Genomic DNA, 15,423 nt, shown 5'->3' with positions numbered 1-15,423 from the left:
TGCAGGATGTGGGGTGGTTGTATCGGTTTGAAGACAGTGGTTTTGACCTAGCAAGGCAGCACCCAATTTTGGCCAGAATTTTTTTGGAAGCAGTGCCTTCTATGCCGAAACTGTTGTGTCGTGCTGTTGGTGAACATCATGAACACCCGAATGGCATCGGCGAGCCGCAAGGGTTAACTTTCCAGCAGTTGTCACAGCCGGGATGTGCGCTGGCAACGGCGAATGACATCTACCGATTTTTGTTTGAGGAAGCGCTATATTCTCGTCTTTCGGCACTTCGGTCTGTGATGGCGTTGCGAGCGCCTGCGGAAGTCAGACCGTGGTATCAGCGGTTGCTCCGAAGTTGGGGAAACGTGGATGACGACGATAAGCCTGGTTTGGTTTTTGACACATCTTCAGACTTCTTCCTTCGTTTATTAGCGCTGCGCGATAAGTTGTGCCATTGGAAGAGATCACGGCAACGTTTATATGAGCTGTTCGTTGAGGAGGGGCCGGGCTATCGCTCTGCTCTGTGGCAGCGCATTGCACACTATGTCCATAAGTTTTGGTTTGCTGACGCAACCACTGGTGTGTTAAGCGAACCGATGCATCGATGGATTCAGTATGTTCAGCAAAACAAGCTTTCCGAAGCTGAAAAGGAGATGGAGGAATTGTGGGGGTTGTTGGTTGAAATGAATCGTTGGCACGATGTGATTGATAGTGATATCGCAAGCATGTGCCATGATCCAGAGCCACACAGTGAAATCGATGAAAAGTTAAAGCAGTGTCTACACCAGCTCGTTGAATTATCGTAAGCGGATGCTCGCGTCAGTTTTGTCCGCCGTTTTCTTCAGAAGCACGGACTGACATCGCGGGCACCGGGATTTCCAAGTATTCGCCTAGTACTCTTATCCATTCATATTCAGGCAGAGTGATACGTCCATCATGTTCGACCGCATCAATCAAGGTTTGCATGACGCTTTTTTTGAGCATCGGGTTCAGCCATGCAAGGGTCAACAGGGCCTGATGCAGTTGGGGGAGCGACACCGAACCCGGATAGTCCACTGTGCCCAACGCAAAACGACGCCAGAAATGTTCGAACGTCTTTTTTTGTACGATGGGGTCGTTCCCAGATAGATACACTGTTTGGGAGAGCACGATCGCCAAAGCGCTTTGTGCTTGGCGAAGCCGAGTGATGTTTTTGCCTCGATGAGGGGGGAGCAATGCCAGCCGTCGCCATGCGAGGGCGATTAAACTGTATTCACTGAAGGTCATACGCTGGTTGCTAAGGCACAATGCCTTCAAGGCTTCGCAAAAGGCCTGGCGTGTTTGTTGATCCTCAGTCTTGAGCACCTCAAGGAGCTTCAGGGCGGTGACCATGCGTCCTTCCGGCGGTATGTGTGTCAGTTGACCGAGTAGTTGCCGTTCGTTTGTGTCCGGAACATGGGTGTCGAGCCACTGATTGACGGCAGGGTGTTGGTGTCCGTAGTCCGCCATCACAGCAAGCAGCAAGTAGGCTTTTGGGGCCAGCTCTGGCTGTTTCCGGCATGCGTCTAGTAAGTCGCTTGGCACACTTTGTAGCTGTTTTTGAGCAGCACGAATGTGCGTTTCGCTGAGCGCCCCGATCTGTGCGGCGAGCACTGCCACATCCACCATATCATGTTGTGCTCGGGACTGCGGATCGCTGAGCCTCTGCGGCTCGTGATTTTGTTGAGGTGACACGGTTTGGCGATTTCGCCGACGTTGTACCAGCCGCTCGATCGATTTTGGTGTCAGTGCAGGCTCCAGTGCTTGAATTCGTTTCTCAATGGGAGGATGAGTGGACAATAGTGAACTGAACCATATAGACATCGGCTCAGCAAAACACATGTGGCTCATTGATTCACGTCTTTCGTTTTGGAGATGTCCTTGCGAGGCGTGATTGGCGATGGCCATCAAGGTGTTGATCATGGCATCTTTGTTGCGCGTGAACTGGACAGAGCTCGCGTCGGCAAGGAACTCCCTTTGTCGCGAGACGGCCGCTTTGATCAGACGACCGAAAAACAGCGACACATAGCCGATGATGACAAGCAAAAGGCCGACAGACTTGTCCTGGCTGGTTGATTTGTTGCGTCGGCTTGAGGCGCGATAGTGTTGTGTGTCCATCAAAAACCAGCCAATTTGTGCGATCATCATTAATCCGCCCAGCCAGCCCCAAAGTTGTAGGTTCAGCTTCATGTCCGCGTTGAGAATGTGGCTATACTCATGTCCGACAACCGCTTGAATTTCTTCCCGGTTCAGATTGTCGAGCAATCCTTGAGTGACCACCATGACGGTATCGTCGGAGCTCAGTCCGGCGACAAAGGCATTGATGCCAGGCTCGTTTTCGAGGATATACAGCTCCGGTTGGGGAATGCCGGCTGCAATCGCCATTTCGTCGGCGATGTTGCGTAATTGCTGTATCTTCAAATTGCTGGTATTGGTTGGGATTGGGGTGGCGCCAACCAGTTGGGCGATGTGCTTACCGCCTTTGGCGATGCTGTTTAAGGTGGCCAGTGTACCAATCAGGATGATGGACCAGGTAATGCCGATGGTCATCAGGCCAGGGCCAGACGTGAGGTGCTGCCACCATTGTGTAAAAAACGGCGTTTTAGGTTGTTCAATCATGAATAGAAACACAATCAAATCGACAGCCAACGCCGTAGTCACAAGGGCCAGAAAAAAAAGCAGGACTAAGAGGCGCGTTTTTTTTCTAGCCCGCTCTTGCAGTTCGAAAAAATCTGCCATGACGTTTCACCGTCAGAACTGAACTTTGGGGGCTTTTCGGGCGCCTTCGTCTTCCAGTTCAAGCATTTGGGCTTCTTTGAAGCCGAAACTGTTGGCAATGATACTGTTGGGGAACTGCTCGCGATAGGTATTGTAGAACATGACCGCATCGTTAAATGCTTGTCGGGCGAAGGCCACTTTGTTTTCGGTATGTGTTAATTCTTCCATGAGCTGCTGCATGGTCTGATCGGCTTTGAGCTCTGGGTAGCTTTCTGCCAACGCGAACAGTCGGCCAAGTGCACCGCCAAGGGCGGTCTCGGCACCAGCCAACGTGGCAATCGCCTTGCCATTGTCTGGCGCTTGGCTGGCTATTTTGGCGGCGGCCATGGCCTGATTTCGAGCCTCGATCACCGCCTCTAGGGTTTCGCGTTCGTGTTGCATGTAGCCTTTGGCCGTCTCGACCAAGTTAGGAATCAGGTCATAACGCCGTTGAAGTTGGACGTCGATTTGTGCAAATGCATTTTTGAACCGATTGCGCAAGGCAACCAGTTTGTTGTAAATCCCAATCAAATAGAAAAAGACGAGGGCGATGATGCCCAAAAAGATCCACAAGCCCATCTTAGTGCTCCTTTTGTTCGTCGGCCAGCTTGGCCAATTCTTGCTCTAATTGATACTTGTTATCTGTGACAATTTGCTCCAGCACTTGAATCCGTTTTTCTAAGGATTCTAGCTTTTCTTGTACAGTATTCGTGAGTGCCTCATCCTCGTTCCGATGACGTTCTTTGATCGCAGTGCGGATGATTTGCCCAATGATGAAGACAACGCCAACGATGGTCAAAAACGTATAGTGACCCATCTTTGTTCTCCTGTCGCGTGTGATGTCTCAGTCTCTGACGCAATTATTTATCTGTTGGTTTAATGGCCACTATAGATCGAAGTGGCACGCCAGTGAAAGTCTGTGTATTTAAAGATCAAGCGAGACAGGCCATAGGCTTTGCTTGTCTTTTGGGTAGCGCTGCCATAGCTCGCGGTACGTCAGATCAGTGCCCGGATGGAACACATCGGGCGCGAGGTCACACAACGGTTTCAGAACGTAGGCGTTTTCTGTGATCTCCGGGCGAGGCAGCGTGATTGGCTTGTCGCAGACCAGTTCACCGTACAGAAGAATGTCAATGTCAATGGTACGAGCGCTGAACTTTGGCCCGTTCCGACGGCGACCGAGCTGGTCTTCTATGCTGTGCAGGGTATCGATAAGTTCGAGTAGTGTCTGATGAGTCGTCAACTGAACAACAAGATTTAGAAAATTGTCGCCCTCAAAGCCGACCGCCCGACTTTCATAAATAGGTGATATGTCGAGCGGTCCAAATGCGTTACGCAGCGCAACTATGGCGCTTCGGATATGTTTGGCTGGTTCAATGTTGCTACCCAGACCAAGGTAGACTGTCGTACTCATCCCTCTGCTTTCCGTTCAATGATGACGCCGACATCCATGGAGCCGCGCAAGGCCCCGGGTTTGGAAACACGCAGTTTGACCCAAGGCACATGAAACTCATTGACGATGATGTCCGCGATACGTTCAGCCAAGGTTTCGACGAGTTGAAAGTCGCTTGCCTCAACAAAGTGGATAATGCGCTTAGCGACGGCTTTATAGTCCAGCGCATCTTCAATGCTATCGCTTGCGGCGGCCGGACGAATGTCTGTCGCCATTTCAATGTCCAGCGATACTGTCTGTTTGACTTGTCGCTCCCAGTCAAAAATTCCGATAACCGTATCAATCTTGAGATCGCGAATATAGACGATGTCCATTTTGTTTTCCTTATGTGCGAGATTCACTTTCTTCGGCCAATGGCCAACGTGGTTTGGCGGTAATCGCTAATGGTTCAGTTTCGCCAGCTTGCCAGCGATACCATCCGGCAAGGGCAATCATGGCGCCATTATCGGTACAAAACTCAGGACGTGGGCAATAAAGTTTTCCCCCAAGTTTGTCACAAACTTCGTTCAGACGTGCCCGAATGCGATGATTTGCCCCGACACCGCCAGCGACCACCAATGTTTTGAGGCCGGTGGCGGTTAAGGCGCGGCGGCACTTGATTGCCAGCGTGTCCGCCACAGCTTCTTCAAACGCCCGAGCGAGGTCTCTTTTGGCCTGAAGATCTTGGGGAGATTGCTGAAAGGTATTGGCGGCGAAGGTTTTGAGACCACTGAAACTGAAGTCAAAACCCGGGCGATCGGTCATGGGTCGAGGAAAGGTCCAGCGGTGTGGATCACCTGCTTCCGCCAGTTTTGATAGGGCAGGGCCGCCTGGATAGCCTAGCCCCAGCACTTTGGCGGTCTTGTCAAAGGCCTCGCCTGCTGCATCGTCAACACTTTCGCCGAGCAAGCGGTATTGTCCGATGCCTTGAACCTCAAACAGTTGCGTATGCCCACCGGAAATCAATAGGGCGACAAATGGAAATTTTGGTGCAGGTACTTCAAGCATTGGTGCCAGTAAATGGCCTTCCATATGGTGGACGCCAATGGCTGGCCGATCCAACATGTATGCCAACGTGCGTCCGAATGACGCACCGACAAGGAGGGCGCCGACAAGCCCTGGGCCCTTGGTATAAGCGATGGCACGAATGTCCGTGAGCGACAAACCCGTTGTATTGAGTAGTTGCCGTATCAGCGGAACCAGCTTTCTGACATGGTCGCGTGATGCGAGCTCCGGTACCACACCACCATAGTCGGCATGCAAACTTGCCTGAGAGTAGAGCGCATGCCCGATGAGGCCTTGCTCACCATCGTAAAGCGCCACTCCGGTTTCATCGCAGGAAGTTTCTATGCCGAGCACAGGCATCTGGGTGTCCTCGTCGAGCGTGTGAACGCATATTGTATTAGGGGATTACAAATTTGCCACTGAAATTTGTTCATCGCATTTTACGCATTGTCAGCGACTGTGGTCTATAGTGGGCTTAGGCATTCGTTGGCAGGACGCTTGCGATGGAAACGGTAGCATTTGAACATTCAACGGAACAGCTTTCCCAAATCTTGTTTGAGGTTATCCACCTCGTCTCTGACGAAACAGAGCTTTCCGAGGTCTACGCCGGGATTCATAAACAGCTTAAGAAACTGATGCCCGCCGCGAACTGTATTTTTATTCGTTTGCCAGAAGATAAAAGCGGTTTCGTGATCGACTATTATGCCGATGAATGTCATCAAGTGCCGCTGCGTGAATTACAAACATTACCGAGGTCACGGCTTGATCGGACGCTGACGGGCCTCATGCTGACACAAATGGCGTTGTGTCACTTCCGCCGGGCTGAAATCAATCAAATGATCGAGAGTAGACAGATAGAGGCCATCGGCGAAGTGCCCACGGAATGGCTTGGCGTACCGTTGATGTTGGATGATCGTGTGGCGGGCGCCATGGTGATTCAAACCTATCGCGATGATGAAGGCTACAATCAGCAGCAAAAACAAGTGTTAAATGTCATTGCTAGGCAGGTGGCACTCGCGCTTTTGCTGTTTGAACAGCGACAAAGGCTTGCCGATGGCGAACGACGTTTAAAAGAGGAAGTGGCAGCGCGCACGGCAGAGCTAAAAGCGACGATCACCGCACTTCGGCGCAATATGGAAGAGCGACGAGCGATGGAAGCTCGGCTCGCACATCAGAGTTTACATGATAGCTTGACTGGACTTGCCAACCGACAGTTGTTTGCCAATCGCCTGCAACAAGCGTTAAGGGTGAGGGAAAGAGAGCGCCGAGAAGTCGCTGTTATTTTTCTGGATCTCGATCATTTTAAAAACATTAACGATGCCCTTGGGCACGATGCGGGTGATCAGCTGCTCAAGGTGGTGGCACAGCGTTTGGAGGCAGCGACGCGACCGAATGATACGGTGGCGCGATTTGGGGGCGATGAGTTCGCCATATTGCTGACCAGTATTCGCCATCGTAACGAAGCGCTGCAAATTGCCAGGCGAATCCATACAGAGTTGCGACAACCAGTCATTTTAAATGGGCGAGAGGTTGTGCCTGGCGGCAGCTTGGGCGTTTCCACGACCGAGCTCAGTGAAGCGCGTAGCGAGGCACTGATGCGCGATGCTGACGCCGCGATGTATCGGGCAAAAGCGCGAGGCAAACAGCAGGTATGTTTGTTTGATACGAGCATTCATCAGGACGTCAGTCGTCGTCTGTTTCTTGAAAATGAATTGCGTCGTGCTTTGAGGCAGCAGGACGAGTTATTTATGGTCTATCAGCCAATTCTGGCCTTAAGCAGTGGCCAACCAGTTGGTTTTGAAGCACTCGTTCGCTGGCAACATCCGGAACGTGGAGTAATTCCCCCTGATGTCTTTATTCCCGTGGCCGAGGCCAGTGGCCAGATTCTCGCATTGGGGCACTATGTGCTTGAGGCGGTGGTGTCGCAGTTGAAAGTTTGGGATGACAGTCGTTTCTGGGTGTCGGTCAATGTCAGTCCGATTGAATTGCTGCATGGCGATTTTGTGAGTCACATGATGCGAATATGCCAGCGCCACAAAGTTGATCCGCGTCGGTTGCATCTTGAGGTGACCGAGTCGGTGGTCATTGAAAACGTACTTTCTGCACAAGCCTGTTTACGTATCTTGCAAGAACAGGGAATCCGTGCTGCACTAGACGATTTTGGCACCGGGTATTCGTCGCTTCGTTATTTACAAACGTTGCCATTTGATTACATCAAGGTCGATAAGGCATTTGTGCAAGTCCTTTCGGAGAACAACATGGATCCAATTGTGGAAACACTGGCGTTTTTGCGCCAACGCATTGACAAAAAGTTGATCGCTGAAGGCGTTGAGACACTGGAACAGTTAACCATATTGCAGCATTTGCACTATGACTTTGCCCAGGGTTACCTATTCGCCAAACCCATGGGGGCCGATGATGTTCCAGGTTTTTATCGTAATTTCAATTTTTCAGCGTGCTCACAACCACCCAAACGCCAATTGCAATAAAACCAAAGCCAGCCACTAGACTGAGATGTTTGGGGGCAATCCAGCGGGCGATTTGTTGGCCAACTAAAACACCAATCGCGGTGGTTGCCACAAGCGCTGTTGCGGCGGCGGCAAAGACGAGCCAGCGACTGGTTTTGCCATCGGTGGCAAAGAGTAATGTGGCGAGTTGTGTTTTGTCGCCGAGCTCGGCCAGAAAAACAGAAATGAAAATGGTGGCAAATGCTTTCCAGTCCATGATTCAACCCGTGTGTGATTAATTGGCCAGTTCCACGCTGAGTTTTTTCAGATCTTGTATCACTTCGTTTGCGTGTCGCTTGGGGGCCACGTCTGCGTAATGCTTCACAACGTTGCCAGCTGGGTCAATGATGAATGTCTCGCGCTTGGTATATTTGATGGGGCCAAGCGATGTGAGTACCCCATAGGCCTTGGCAGCCTTTTGGTCAACATCCGCGAGAATCGGAAAGTTGAGTTTTTCCGTCTTGGCAAAGTCTGCGTGTGACTTAACATCATCTAAGCTGATGCCGATGACCACCGCATTTAATGCTGCGAGTTCAGCTTGGGCATCACGAAAGTTTCTGGCTTCAATGGTACAACCGGGCGTTTCGTCTTTTGGATAAAAATAAAGCACGACCCATTTGCCACGATAGTCTGAGAGCTTATGCCAGTTGCCATGCTGATCCTGCAATTTGAATTCAGGCGCCAACATCCCGGTAGTCACGGCTGCGTTAACCAAGCATGCGACGATAAACGAAGCCAATAACACGATTCTTCTCACCATTTGGGACTTTCCTCTTTCGCATGGGGCAGGCCACGATACTAATCTATCAGTACGTCATTGTCGAATCGGCCAACGATCACATGGCCAAGAGCACCAGCCCCAGCAAGATACGGTAAATGACAAACGGGGTCATTCCTACGCGCTGGAGAAAAGCCATGAAGAAACGTATGGTGAGATAGGCGGTAATGGCCGAGGCAATGACACCTATGGCAATGTGTCCCCAATCGACAAAGTGCGCACTGCTCATCAGCTCATAGGTTTTGAGTCCACCGGCCAGTGTGATCACTGGAATAGACAGTAAAAAGGAAAATCGAGCGGCTGCCGTTGGTGACAATCCGAGAAAGAAGCCTGCTGTCATCGTGACGCCGGAACGGGACGTGCCCGGAATGAGTGCCAGTGATTGCGCAAGGCCGATGAGCAAGGCCTTGGGTAGAGTGAGCGAATACTCACTTTGGGTGTGTTTGACCGCGACACGGTATCCCCAGTAAAGCAGTGGCGCAAAAATTAGCGTCGTGATGGCGATCACTTGCGTGGAGCGTAAGTTGGCTTCGATAAAATCATTGGCCAGTAACCCGATTAATCCGGCCGGGATGGTGCCAATGATGACGCCCCATGCCAGACGGGCATCGTCGTCAAGCCGTCGCGTGACAAACGAGTGGAAGAATGCTTTTGTCAATGGCTGTAATTCTTGGCGAAAATAGAGCAACACTGCGAGCAATGTCCCCACATGAACGGCCACATCAAAAGCCAGTCCCTGATCGGGGAAGCCAAGTAATTGAGAGGGCAAAATAAGATGTGCTGAGCTCGAGATAGGCAGAAATTCGGTGAGCCCTTGAATGATTGCGAGTATCACTGCTTCCCAATAGGTCATAACAATATCTCCAGTTTACAGACGATGGCGACGATCTCCGTGCATGAAACCGAGCCAAGAGTGTTGTGGAAGATTTTTGGTCAACATCATGACCTTGAACAGTTCGCCCATCTCTGAGGGGAGTAGCAGTAGTTTGGCCTGCTGGGCCAGTCTCGCCATCTGGTTAAGATCGTTGCCCGCTGTTCGTGTCATGATGTTAGTGAGTCCGCAGTTTGTGAGAAAATTGGCTTGATCGATGTAACCCGCCACGGTGAGGTCCACGGCACTTGCCGACTTTGCCAACGAGGTGAAGTCAATGTGGGCGGTGATGTCTTGTAATCCCAATAGATAGGTCGGCTCGCTGTGGGCGTGATGCCGGTAATGACACATCAAGGTGCCGGGACGCTGGGGATGATAGTATTCGTGTTGAGGAAAACCATAATCAATGACGAGTATCGCGCCAGTGTTCAATTGTGCGCCGAGCGTGCGAATCCAGCCATCTTGTTGTAGGTTTGCTTCCGACGTATAGCCGTCTGGGAGGGTTGAGCGAAGTGGCTCAGGTAACGCGGAAAACCATTGTTGCAAGCTTGTCGATGGGGCATGCCAAACTTTTTGCCAGCCATCGTCCCTTGGTTCAACCGCCTGTTCCTCCAGCGTGTTGTTGTGATAACGCCAGACTTTGACGGCCATGGCATCCAACACCTCGTTGGCAACGATCAGCCCATTGAAGTGAGATGGCATGCGGGACAGCCATTCCACTTTGACGCCTTTGGCTTGCCAAGACGCCAATCGTTGTGCTTGTCGTGCGCTGAGATCGGCGGAACGTTCAAGGATCAAATACCGGTCCGGCAATGCATCAAGTAAGGCCAATTCTGCCAGCACAGACTCGGCCAACGCTCCGCTGCCGGCGCCAAATTCTAGTATCTGCTTGGTCGCGCCAGCCTTGAATAATTCGATAATCTGGTGGGCAAGGCAGGCACCGAAAAGCGACGAAATCTCGGGCGCAGTGACAAAATCTCCGGCAGGCCCGAACTTGGTCGCGCCAGCCTCATAATAGCCAAGCTGCGGCGCATACAGCACTGCCTCCATAAACTCGTCAAAGAAAAGCGTGCCACCATTTTCGGTGGCAAGATGTCTCAGGTAATGGTCTAATTTTTCGCTGTGCGCGATGGCCTCGTCCGTCGGGGGGGGCAAATCGCCAAGCTGTTGAAGTTCGCGGAAGATTCGCGCACGATAGTCCATGGCATTTTCATGATAATGACGGTTAGCCGCGAAGGTTACTGATACAGGTGGCGAATGGCAAGGGGCAGTGATGAGTGAGCGAGCACAATGGGTGTTGGTGACAGGAGGCGCGCGCCGTATTGGACGCGCTATCGTGAAAGCATTTCATGCACGCGGCTTTAACGTTTGGATTCATTATCGTGACTCGCAAGCGGAAGCAGAAAGCTTGGCTGAAGGGTGTCACCAAATCAGACAAGACAGTGCAAGAACGCTCCGTGGCGATTTGACACAAACGTCCGATTGTGAACAGATAGTTCGACAAATCAAAGAGACGACAGGCCTCAATGTTCTGGTGAATAATGCTTCTGCGTTTTACCCCACGCCTGTCGAAAGTGCGACAATGGCTGAGGTTCAGCAACTTTGGGAAGCGAATGCTGGTGCGGCATTTCGGTTGACGAGCGCTTTGACCGCGTGCCTTCGCGCGGGCCGTGGGAGTGTTGTCAATATCATTGATGCGATGAGCGAACGTGCTCAACCGGGTTATGTGCCGTACCAAATGGCCAAAGCGGGGATGATGGCCATGACGCGGGGTTTGGCCGTGGAGTTGGCGCCCGACATTCGGGTCAATGCCGTCAGTCCTGGCGCCATATTGTGGCCAGAAGGCAAAGCGGCGCTTGATGAGGAAGCTCGGGCCTCTTTGCTTAGGGAGATCCCGCTGAAGCGGCTCGGCCAGCCTGAAGACATTGCCCAAATGGTGGTCTTTTTGGCGTGCGATGCTCACTACGTCACGGGTCAGGTGATTGCTGTTGATGGCGGACGTTCGCTGGCCGCCAGTGTTCAGCCGCCATCACCAACTAATTGTCTTTGACGCTGAGCTTTGAGGTGTCGATTTCAGCAGTCTTGGTGTGACGAGGCTCGCTCAAGCGTGTCCCCTCTGGTGCCAGCGTCAAGTGACCCAAATCAATGTGGCGTTCCGGTTGCTTGTTTTCTGGGCCTAATCGTTCGCCGATTGGCGCAAGTGACAAATGATCGGTTTTTGGCGGTGGTGGCGGCACTGGTTTGGAAACGCCTTTCAGTAACTCGGTGCCCGGTGGATCAAGCTGGAAGTCAGGGATGTGGATGACCGGTGGTTGTGGTTTGGGCGGGAGTGCATCGCCGATGCCAAGTGCCGTCGTCAATTGCGCTTCTGGTTCGCGCGCCACCGTTGATGTTTCTGATTTTTGTCCGCTCGTAGGCTCGGTGGCGCGCGTTTTCATCTGTGTTTTTGGCTCGGGCAGCGGCATATCTGTTGGCTTGATCAAGGCGAGCACACCAACTTGTCGCAGACGCCCTTGATATTTCATGGCGGTGGCGTGATCGACATTACGCTTAATGATGAACTGATTGGCCGCAAGCATGCGTTCTATTTTGGCGACCGGTACTTTGAATAGTTCGCTGAGCGCTGATTTGACTTCATCCTCTGTTTTGCCCGGCACAAAGCGATTGGTCAGCACCACGTCGAATTGGTCGGTCATTTCCTTGTCCGTACTTGGTTTTGTCTGGCTCCCAGTATAGCATGCCAATCAGGTGAAATTGATTGGTGTTGACGTATGAAAGGGCGTGTGGCGTTGCTGGTGATGGAAGATCTTTCCGGCTTTGAATGTTATGACCATCTTCTCATTAAGCCAATGGCAGCCATCGGATGGCAAGCCGAGATGGTGCCGTGGACAGCCGATGTTGATTGGGGGCATTACGATGCGATCGTGATTCGGGCGCCCTGGGATTATCAGCAAAAACCGGAAGTGTTTTTACAAACGCTTGATGTCATGGAAGCCAGTGGTACTCCGGTATTCAATCCGGTGGATGTGGTGCGCTGGAACCTCTGCAAAACTTATCTGAAAGACTTGAACGAAAAGGGTGTGCCCATTTTGCCGACGCAATGGGAGGAACGTTTGACACGAGAAACCGTGCTGAGGGCTTGTGAGATGTTTGACGGCGGCAAAGTTGTGCTGAAACCTTGGATCAGCGCCAATGCGGATCACACATATGTGGTGTGCTCTGATAGCCTTGACGATCAGTGGCCGTCCATCGAAGCGAGTTTTGCATCACGCAGAGCGATGCTTCAACCTTTTGTGGACGACATCTGTCATGAAGGTGAGTATTCGCTTTTTTATTTTGCCGGTGAATACAGTCATGCCATTCTGAAAACCCCGGCAGAGGGAGATTTTCGCGTACAGGAAGAACATGGCGGCCGCATTCGTTCAGTCACACCACCTACGCCATTGCCAGAATTGAGCGAACACCTGTTGTCAACAATCCAGCCTTTGCTCTATGTACGTCTTGATTGGGTGCGTTGGCAAAATGGCTGGGCGCTTATGGAAGCCGAATTGATTGAGCCTTCGTTGTACTTCAACATGGACGAGGCATCGCCCGCACGCTTTGCACGGGCGTTTGATCGTTGGATGAAAGGTTATCAATCGTAATGAAAACCTTCGCAAGCATCTTCCTCAAGATGCGCCCCAAGGCCCAGCACCAGACGGTTGACGAAGTTAAAATAGGCAACAACCAATGCAGCATCCAGAATCGCTCGATCTGACCAGCCCACTTTCCGCATGCGCTCAATGGCTGGACCATGGTCTTCATCAGGAGATTTTGTCATCTGCCATGCATAGTCGGCCAGTGCTAATTCAGCGTCGGAGAGCTGCGCTGACTTGTAATCCTGGCGAAGGTGCATCACGCGTGCTTCATCTTTCCAAAAGTGGTTGAGTGCTGCCGCATGATGGACCTGACAGTACTCGCATTGGTTGGCGGCCGACACAACCACCGCGATCATTTCACGCACGGCTCGCTTTAAAGGTGAGCGGCCGAACATGATGGTCATGTAAAGATCGAGATGGTTTTGCAGCGATTTTGGATTGAGGCTGTGAAGTTTCAGTACTTCTGCGACTTTGCCGCGCTGCTGAATCACCTGGTCGTAAATGGCTTTGAGTTCGCCTTGTGCTTGTTCTGGTTCGATGGTTTCAATGTAAGCCATGCGTTTGTGCTCCTTGTTTCCATTGTCGTACAGCATGGACACGCGCGAGGTGAATTTGTTGCGGAATTTTTTGTGGATTGTCGCAGCGCTTGGCAATTTGCCCCGCATTGATCGATTGTGCTGCTTGGAATGCGGCTCGCAAGAAGTCGCCTTGTGGATAGGGCCGATGTTCATAACCAGTTCGTCCGCGGAAGTCGGCTTCACACACAAGCAGCCATCTGGCAAATCTTTCTGGACGGCGAAACGCGTCCAGTTGTTCGAACAGTCGCACCAAGGTACTTGGTTTGAGTTCTGTGGCGCGGTGTGCATACAGGTGAAACTCACTTGCCAGCGTGGCAAGTTCGCGCCAAGCCTTCGGTGCTTTGAGACGCTCGCATAGTTCTTCAATAATTGGAACTCCGCGATGTTCATGACCTTTATGGCTTGGCCATTGCGATTGTGGTGTGACACCTTTGCCCAAATCATGACAGAGCGCGGCAAATCGCGTCATTGGGTCGTTGGTGAGTAAACTGGCTTGCTCAAGGACCATCATCGTGTGTATGCCGGTGTCAACTTCAGGATGCCATTTGGGTGGGTTGGGCACGCCATAGAGCCGGTCGATTTCCGGAAAGAGTACAGCAAGGGCACCGCATTCCCGCAGTGTTTCAAAATAAGCTCGTGGGGAGGACTCGGCCAGGGCGCGCTCGGTTTCTTTCCATACGCGCTCAGGCGTCAGATATTGCATTTCGCCCGACGCCACGATGGTTCCCATCAAGGCAAGCGTTTCGTCGGCTATGACAAAGCCTTCTTGGTGCCAGCGCGCCAAAAAACGCGCCACACGCAGTACCCGTAATGGGTCTTCGGCGAACGCTGAAGTAATGTGCCTTAAACGTCGCTGTGCCAAATCACAGCGCCCACCGTAGGGGTCGATCAGTTGCCCGTTTTCATCTATGGCCATGGCATTGATGGTTAAGTCACGGCGGGCCAAATCTTCTTCTAGGGTCACCTCTGGTGAGGCGAAAAAGCTAAAGCCGTGATAACCGCGTCCTGTTTTTCTTTCCGTCCTGGCCAAAGCGTATTCTTCACCAGTTTCAGGATGCAGAAAAACCGGGAAGTCGCGGCCCACGGGTTGAAATCCCAATTGTGTCATTATCTCGGGTGTGGCCCCGACCACCACCCAGTCCACGTCGCTTGGCGTTTTACCCATCAGGTGATCCCTGACCGCGCCCCCGACTGGGTAAGCTATAGCTCGTTCTGTTAAACGATATGCTTGGAGGTTCAATATTTGTTGTAGACGAGTTGCCATGACTGATCAGCATGGCACATTTTGTTCTTGAAAAACAGATGGCGCACATCTAGTCGTGCCGATGGTGGGGTATCAAGTTGACTCTCGGTGGTCAATGCGCTAGCGTTGCGGGAGATGGCGAGACTGGGTTCCGAAATGACGGGGTTGGTGCGCACAAAACTGCTGCTGGCATGTTTTATGATGGCATTATGGTGCTGTCAGTGGCCTGTGCCGGCGATGCCAGCCCACGGCAATGGGCATGCATCAATCACCAAAATTGATGTTCACGCGCCTGGTTTGGCCCATCACGATAGCAAGCAGCATCACTGTTGCCCCGACTCGGAACAGGGGCATTGTCCCGAAAAAATGAGCAAAACACCACCTGCCGAGCGAACCTCGCCGCAACCAGTATTTGTAGTGGTGCCTTGGTTGGCTGGCGTCGTACTTGAAGAATTTTTAGCGACGGAAAGTACCGACAACTCACATCTTTTTGAGAGGCATCTGGCCATATCTGGCCAGACATCGCATTGTCGAACCCATCTTAGGTTTTGTCAGTTTAACGATTAGTCATTCCTTCACCGTAAATTGTTGGACGGTGCCGGCAAGGC

At 51.9% G+C, this 15,423-nt stretch carries 18 protein-coding genes; 5 read left to right on the top strand and 13 right to left on the bottom strand.

Annotated elements, in window-relative coordinates:
* Positions 1 to 8 precede the first annotated feature (8 nt).
* On the top strand, positions 9 to 794 hold the full coding sequence (locus tag D6694_03250; protein ID RMH46716.1) for a hypothetical protein: 786 nt from the start codon (positions 9 to 11) through the stop codon (positions 792 to 794).
* Positions 795 to 807: 13 nt separating this feature from the next.
* Here the strand turns inward: D6694_03250 and D6694_03245 are convergent, their stop codons facing one another.
* The 6 genes from D6694_03245 to tsaD all read right to left on the bottom strand — a co-directional run bounded on the left by D6694_03245 (position 808) and on the right by tsaD (position 5,560).
* Complete coding sequence (locus D6694_03245) at positions 808 to 2,745, bottom strand: hypothetical protein (GenBank protein ID RMH46715.1); 1,938 nt, start codon at positions 2,743 to 2,745, stop codon at positions 808 to 810.
* A 12-nt stretch (positions 2,746 to 2,757) separates the two neighbouring features.
* Positions 2,758 to 3,342, bottom strand: coding sequence for a LemA family protein (locus D6694_03240; protein RMH46714.1), 585 nt, complete (start codon positions 3,340 to 3,342; stop codon positions 2,758 to 2,760).
* 1 nt (position 3,343) lies between these two features.
* On the bottom strand, positions 3,344 to 3,580 hold the full coding sequence (locus tag D6694_03235; protein ID RMH46713.1) for a nitrite reductase: 237 nt from the start codon (positions 3,578 to 3,580) through the stop codon (positions 3,344 to 3,346).
* A 108-nt stretch (positions 3,581 to 3,688) separates the two neighbouring features.
* Entirely contained in the window at positions 3,689 to 4,177 is a 489-nt protein-coding gene (folK, locus tag D6694_03230; GenBank protein RMH46712.1) for a 2-amino-4-hydroxy-6-hydroxymethyldihydropteridine diphosphokinase, read from the bottom strand.
* Complete coding sequence (gene folB / locus D6694_03225) at positions 4,174 to 4,530, bottom strand: dihydroneopterin aldolase (GenBank protein ID RMH46711.1); 357 nt, start codon at positions 4,528 to 4,530, stop codon at positions 4,174 to 4,176. The genes folK and folB overlap by 4 nt, the downstream gene beginning before the upstream one ends.
* Before the next feature lie 10 nt (positions 4,531 to 4,540).
* Positions 4,541 to 5,560, bottom strand: a complete 1,020-nt coding sequence (tsaD, locus tag D6694_03220) for a tRNA (adenosine(37)-N6)-threonylcarbamoyltransferase complex transferase subunit TsaD (protein RMH46710.1) — start codon at positions 5,558 to 5,560, stop codon at positions 4,541 to 4,543.
* Positions 5,561 to 5,703: 143 nt separating this feature from the next.
* On the opposite strand from tsaD, the gene D6694_03215 reads away from it, so the two are divergent.
* On the top strand, positions 5,704 to 7,689 hold the full coding sequence (locus D6694_03215) for an EAL domain-containing protein (protein ID RMH46709.1): 1,986 nt from the start codon (positions 5,704 to 5,706) through the stop codon (positions 7,687 to 7,689).
* Here the strand turns inward: D6694_03215 and D6694_03210 are convergent.
* The 4 genes from D6694_03210 to D6694_03195 all read right to left on the bottom strand — a co-directional run bounded on the left by D6694_03210 (position 7,643) and on the right by D6694_03195 (position 10,559).
* A complete protein-coding gene (locus tag D6694_03210; GenBank protein ID RMH46708.1) occupies positions 7,643 to 7,924 on the bottom strand; it encodes a TMEM165/GDT1 family protein in 282 nt (93 codons plus the stop codon). The genes D6694_03215 and D6694_03210 overlap by 47 nt on opposite strands.
* A gap of 18 nt (positions 7,925 to 7,942) precedes the next feature.
* A complete protein-coding gene (locus D6694_03205) occupies positions 7,943 to 8,467 on the bottom strand; it encodes a peroxiredoxin (GenBank protein ID RMH46707.1) in 525 nt (174 codons plus the stop codon).
* A 76-nt stretch (positions 8,468 to 8,543) separates the two neighbouring features.
* Positions 8,544 to 9,338 carry an undecaprenyl-diphosphate phosphatase gene (locus tag D6694_03200; GenBank protein ID RMH46706.1) on the bottom strand — a complete coding sequence of 265 codons (795 nt, stop codon included), beginning with the start codon at positions 9,336 to 9,338 and terminating at the stop codon, positions 8,544 to 8,546.
* A 15-nt stretch (positions 9,339 to 9,353) separates the two neighbouring features.
* Positions 9,354 to 10,559: a class I SAM-dependent methyltransferase gene (locus D6694_03195; GenBank protein RMH46705.1), complete on the bottom strand. Its 1,206-nt coding sequence runs from the start codon at positions 10,557 to 10,559 to the stop codon at positions 9,354 to 9,356.
* A gap of 70 nt (positions 10,560 to 10,629) precedes the next feature.
* Here D6694_03195 and D6694_03190 point away from each other — a divergent pair, with 70 nt between their 5' ends.
* Positions 10,630 to 11,406 carry a pteridine reductase gene (locus tag D6694_03190; GenBank protein RMH46704.1) on the top strand — a complete coding sequence of 259 codons (777 nt, stop codon included), beginning with the start codon at positions 10,630 to 10,632 and terminating at the stop codon, positions 11,404 to 11,406.
* On the opposite strand, the gene D6694_03185 is transcribed toward D6694_03190, so the two are convergent.
* Positions 11,393 to 12,052, bottom strand: a complete 660-nt coding sequence (locus D6694_03185) for a hypothetical protein (protein ID RMH46703.1) — start codon at positions 12,050 to 12,052, stop codon at positions 11,393 to 11,395. The genes D6694_03190 and D6694_03185 overlap by 14 nt on opposite strands.
* Positions 12,053 to 12,127: 75 nt before the next feature.
* Here D6694_03185 and D6694_03180 point away from each other — a divergent pair, with 75 nt between their 5' ends.
* On the top strand, positions 12,128 to 13,000 hold the full coding sequence (locus D6694_03180) for a hypothetical protein (protein ID RMH46702.1): 873 nt from the start codon (positions 12,128 to 12,130) through the stop codon (positions 12,998 to 13,000).
* Here the strand turns inward: D6694_03180 and D6694_03175 are convergent.
* Complete coding sequence (locus D6694_03175; protein ID RMH46701.1) at positions 12,991 to 13,551, bottom strand: peroxidase; 561 nt, start codon at positions 13,549 to 13,551, stop codon at positions 12,991 to 12,993. The genes D6694_03180 and D6694_03175 overlap by 10 nt on opposite strands.
* A complete protein-coding gene (locus tag D6694_03170) occupies positions 13,538 to 14,836 on the bottom strand; it encodes a multifunctional CCA addition/repair protein (GenBank protein ID RMH46700.1) in 1,299 nt (432 codons plus the stop codon). Before D6694_03170 ends, D6694_03175 begins: the two co-directional genes overlap by 14 nt.
* A gap of 135 nt (positions 14,837 to 14,971) precedes the next feature.
* Between D6694_03170 and D6694_03165 the strand changes: the two genes are divergently transcribed.
* The gene (locus D6694_03165; GenBank protein ID RMH46699.1) at positions 14,972 to 15,382 is read left to right on the top strand and encodes a hypothetical protein; all 411 of its coding nucleotides are present in this window, start codon (positions 14,972 to 14,974) and stop codon (positions 15,380 to 15,382) included.
* Positions 15,383 to 15,423 lie beyond the last annotated feature (41 nt).

Source organism: Gammaproteobacteria bacterium, from assembly GCA_003696665.1.
Taxonomy (GTDB): domain Bacteria; phylum Pseudomonadota; class Gammaproteobacteria; order Enterobacterales.
The sequence above is the reverse complement of the archived record's forward strand: the minus strand, read 5'-3'. Positions and strand labels throughout refer to the sequence as shown.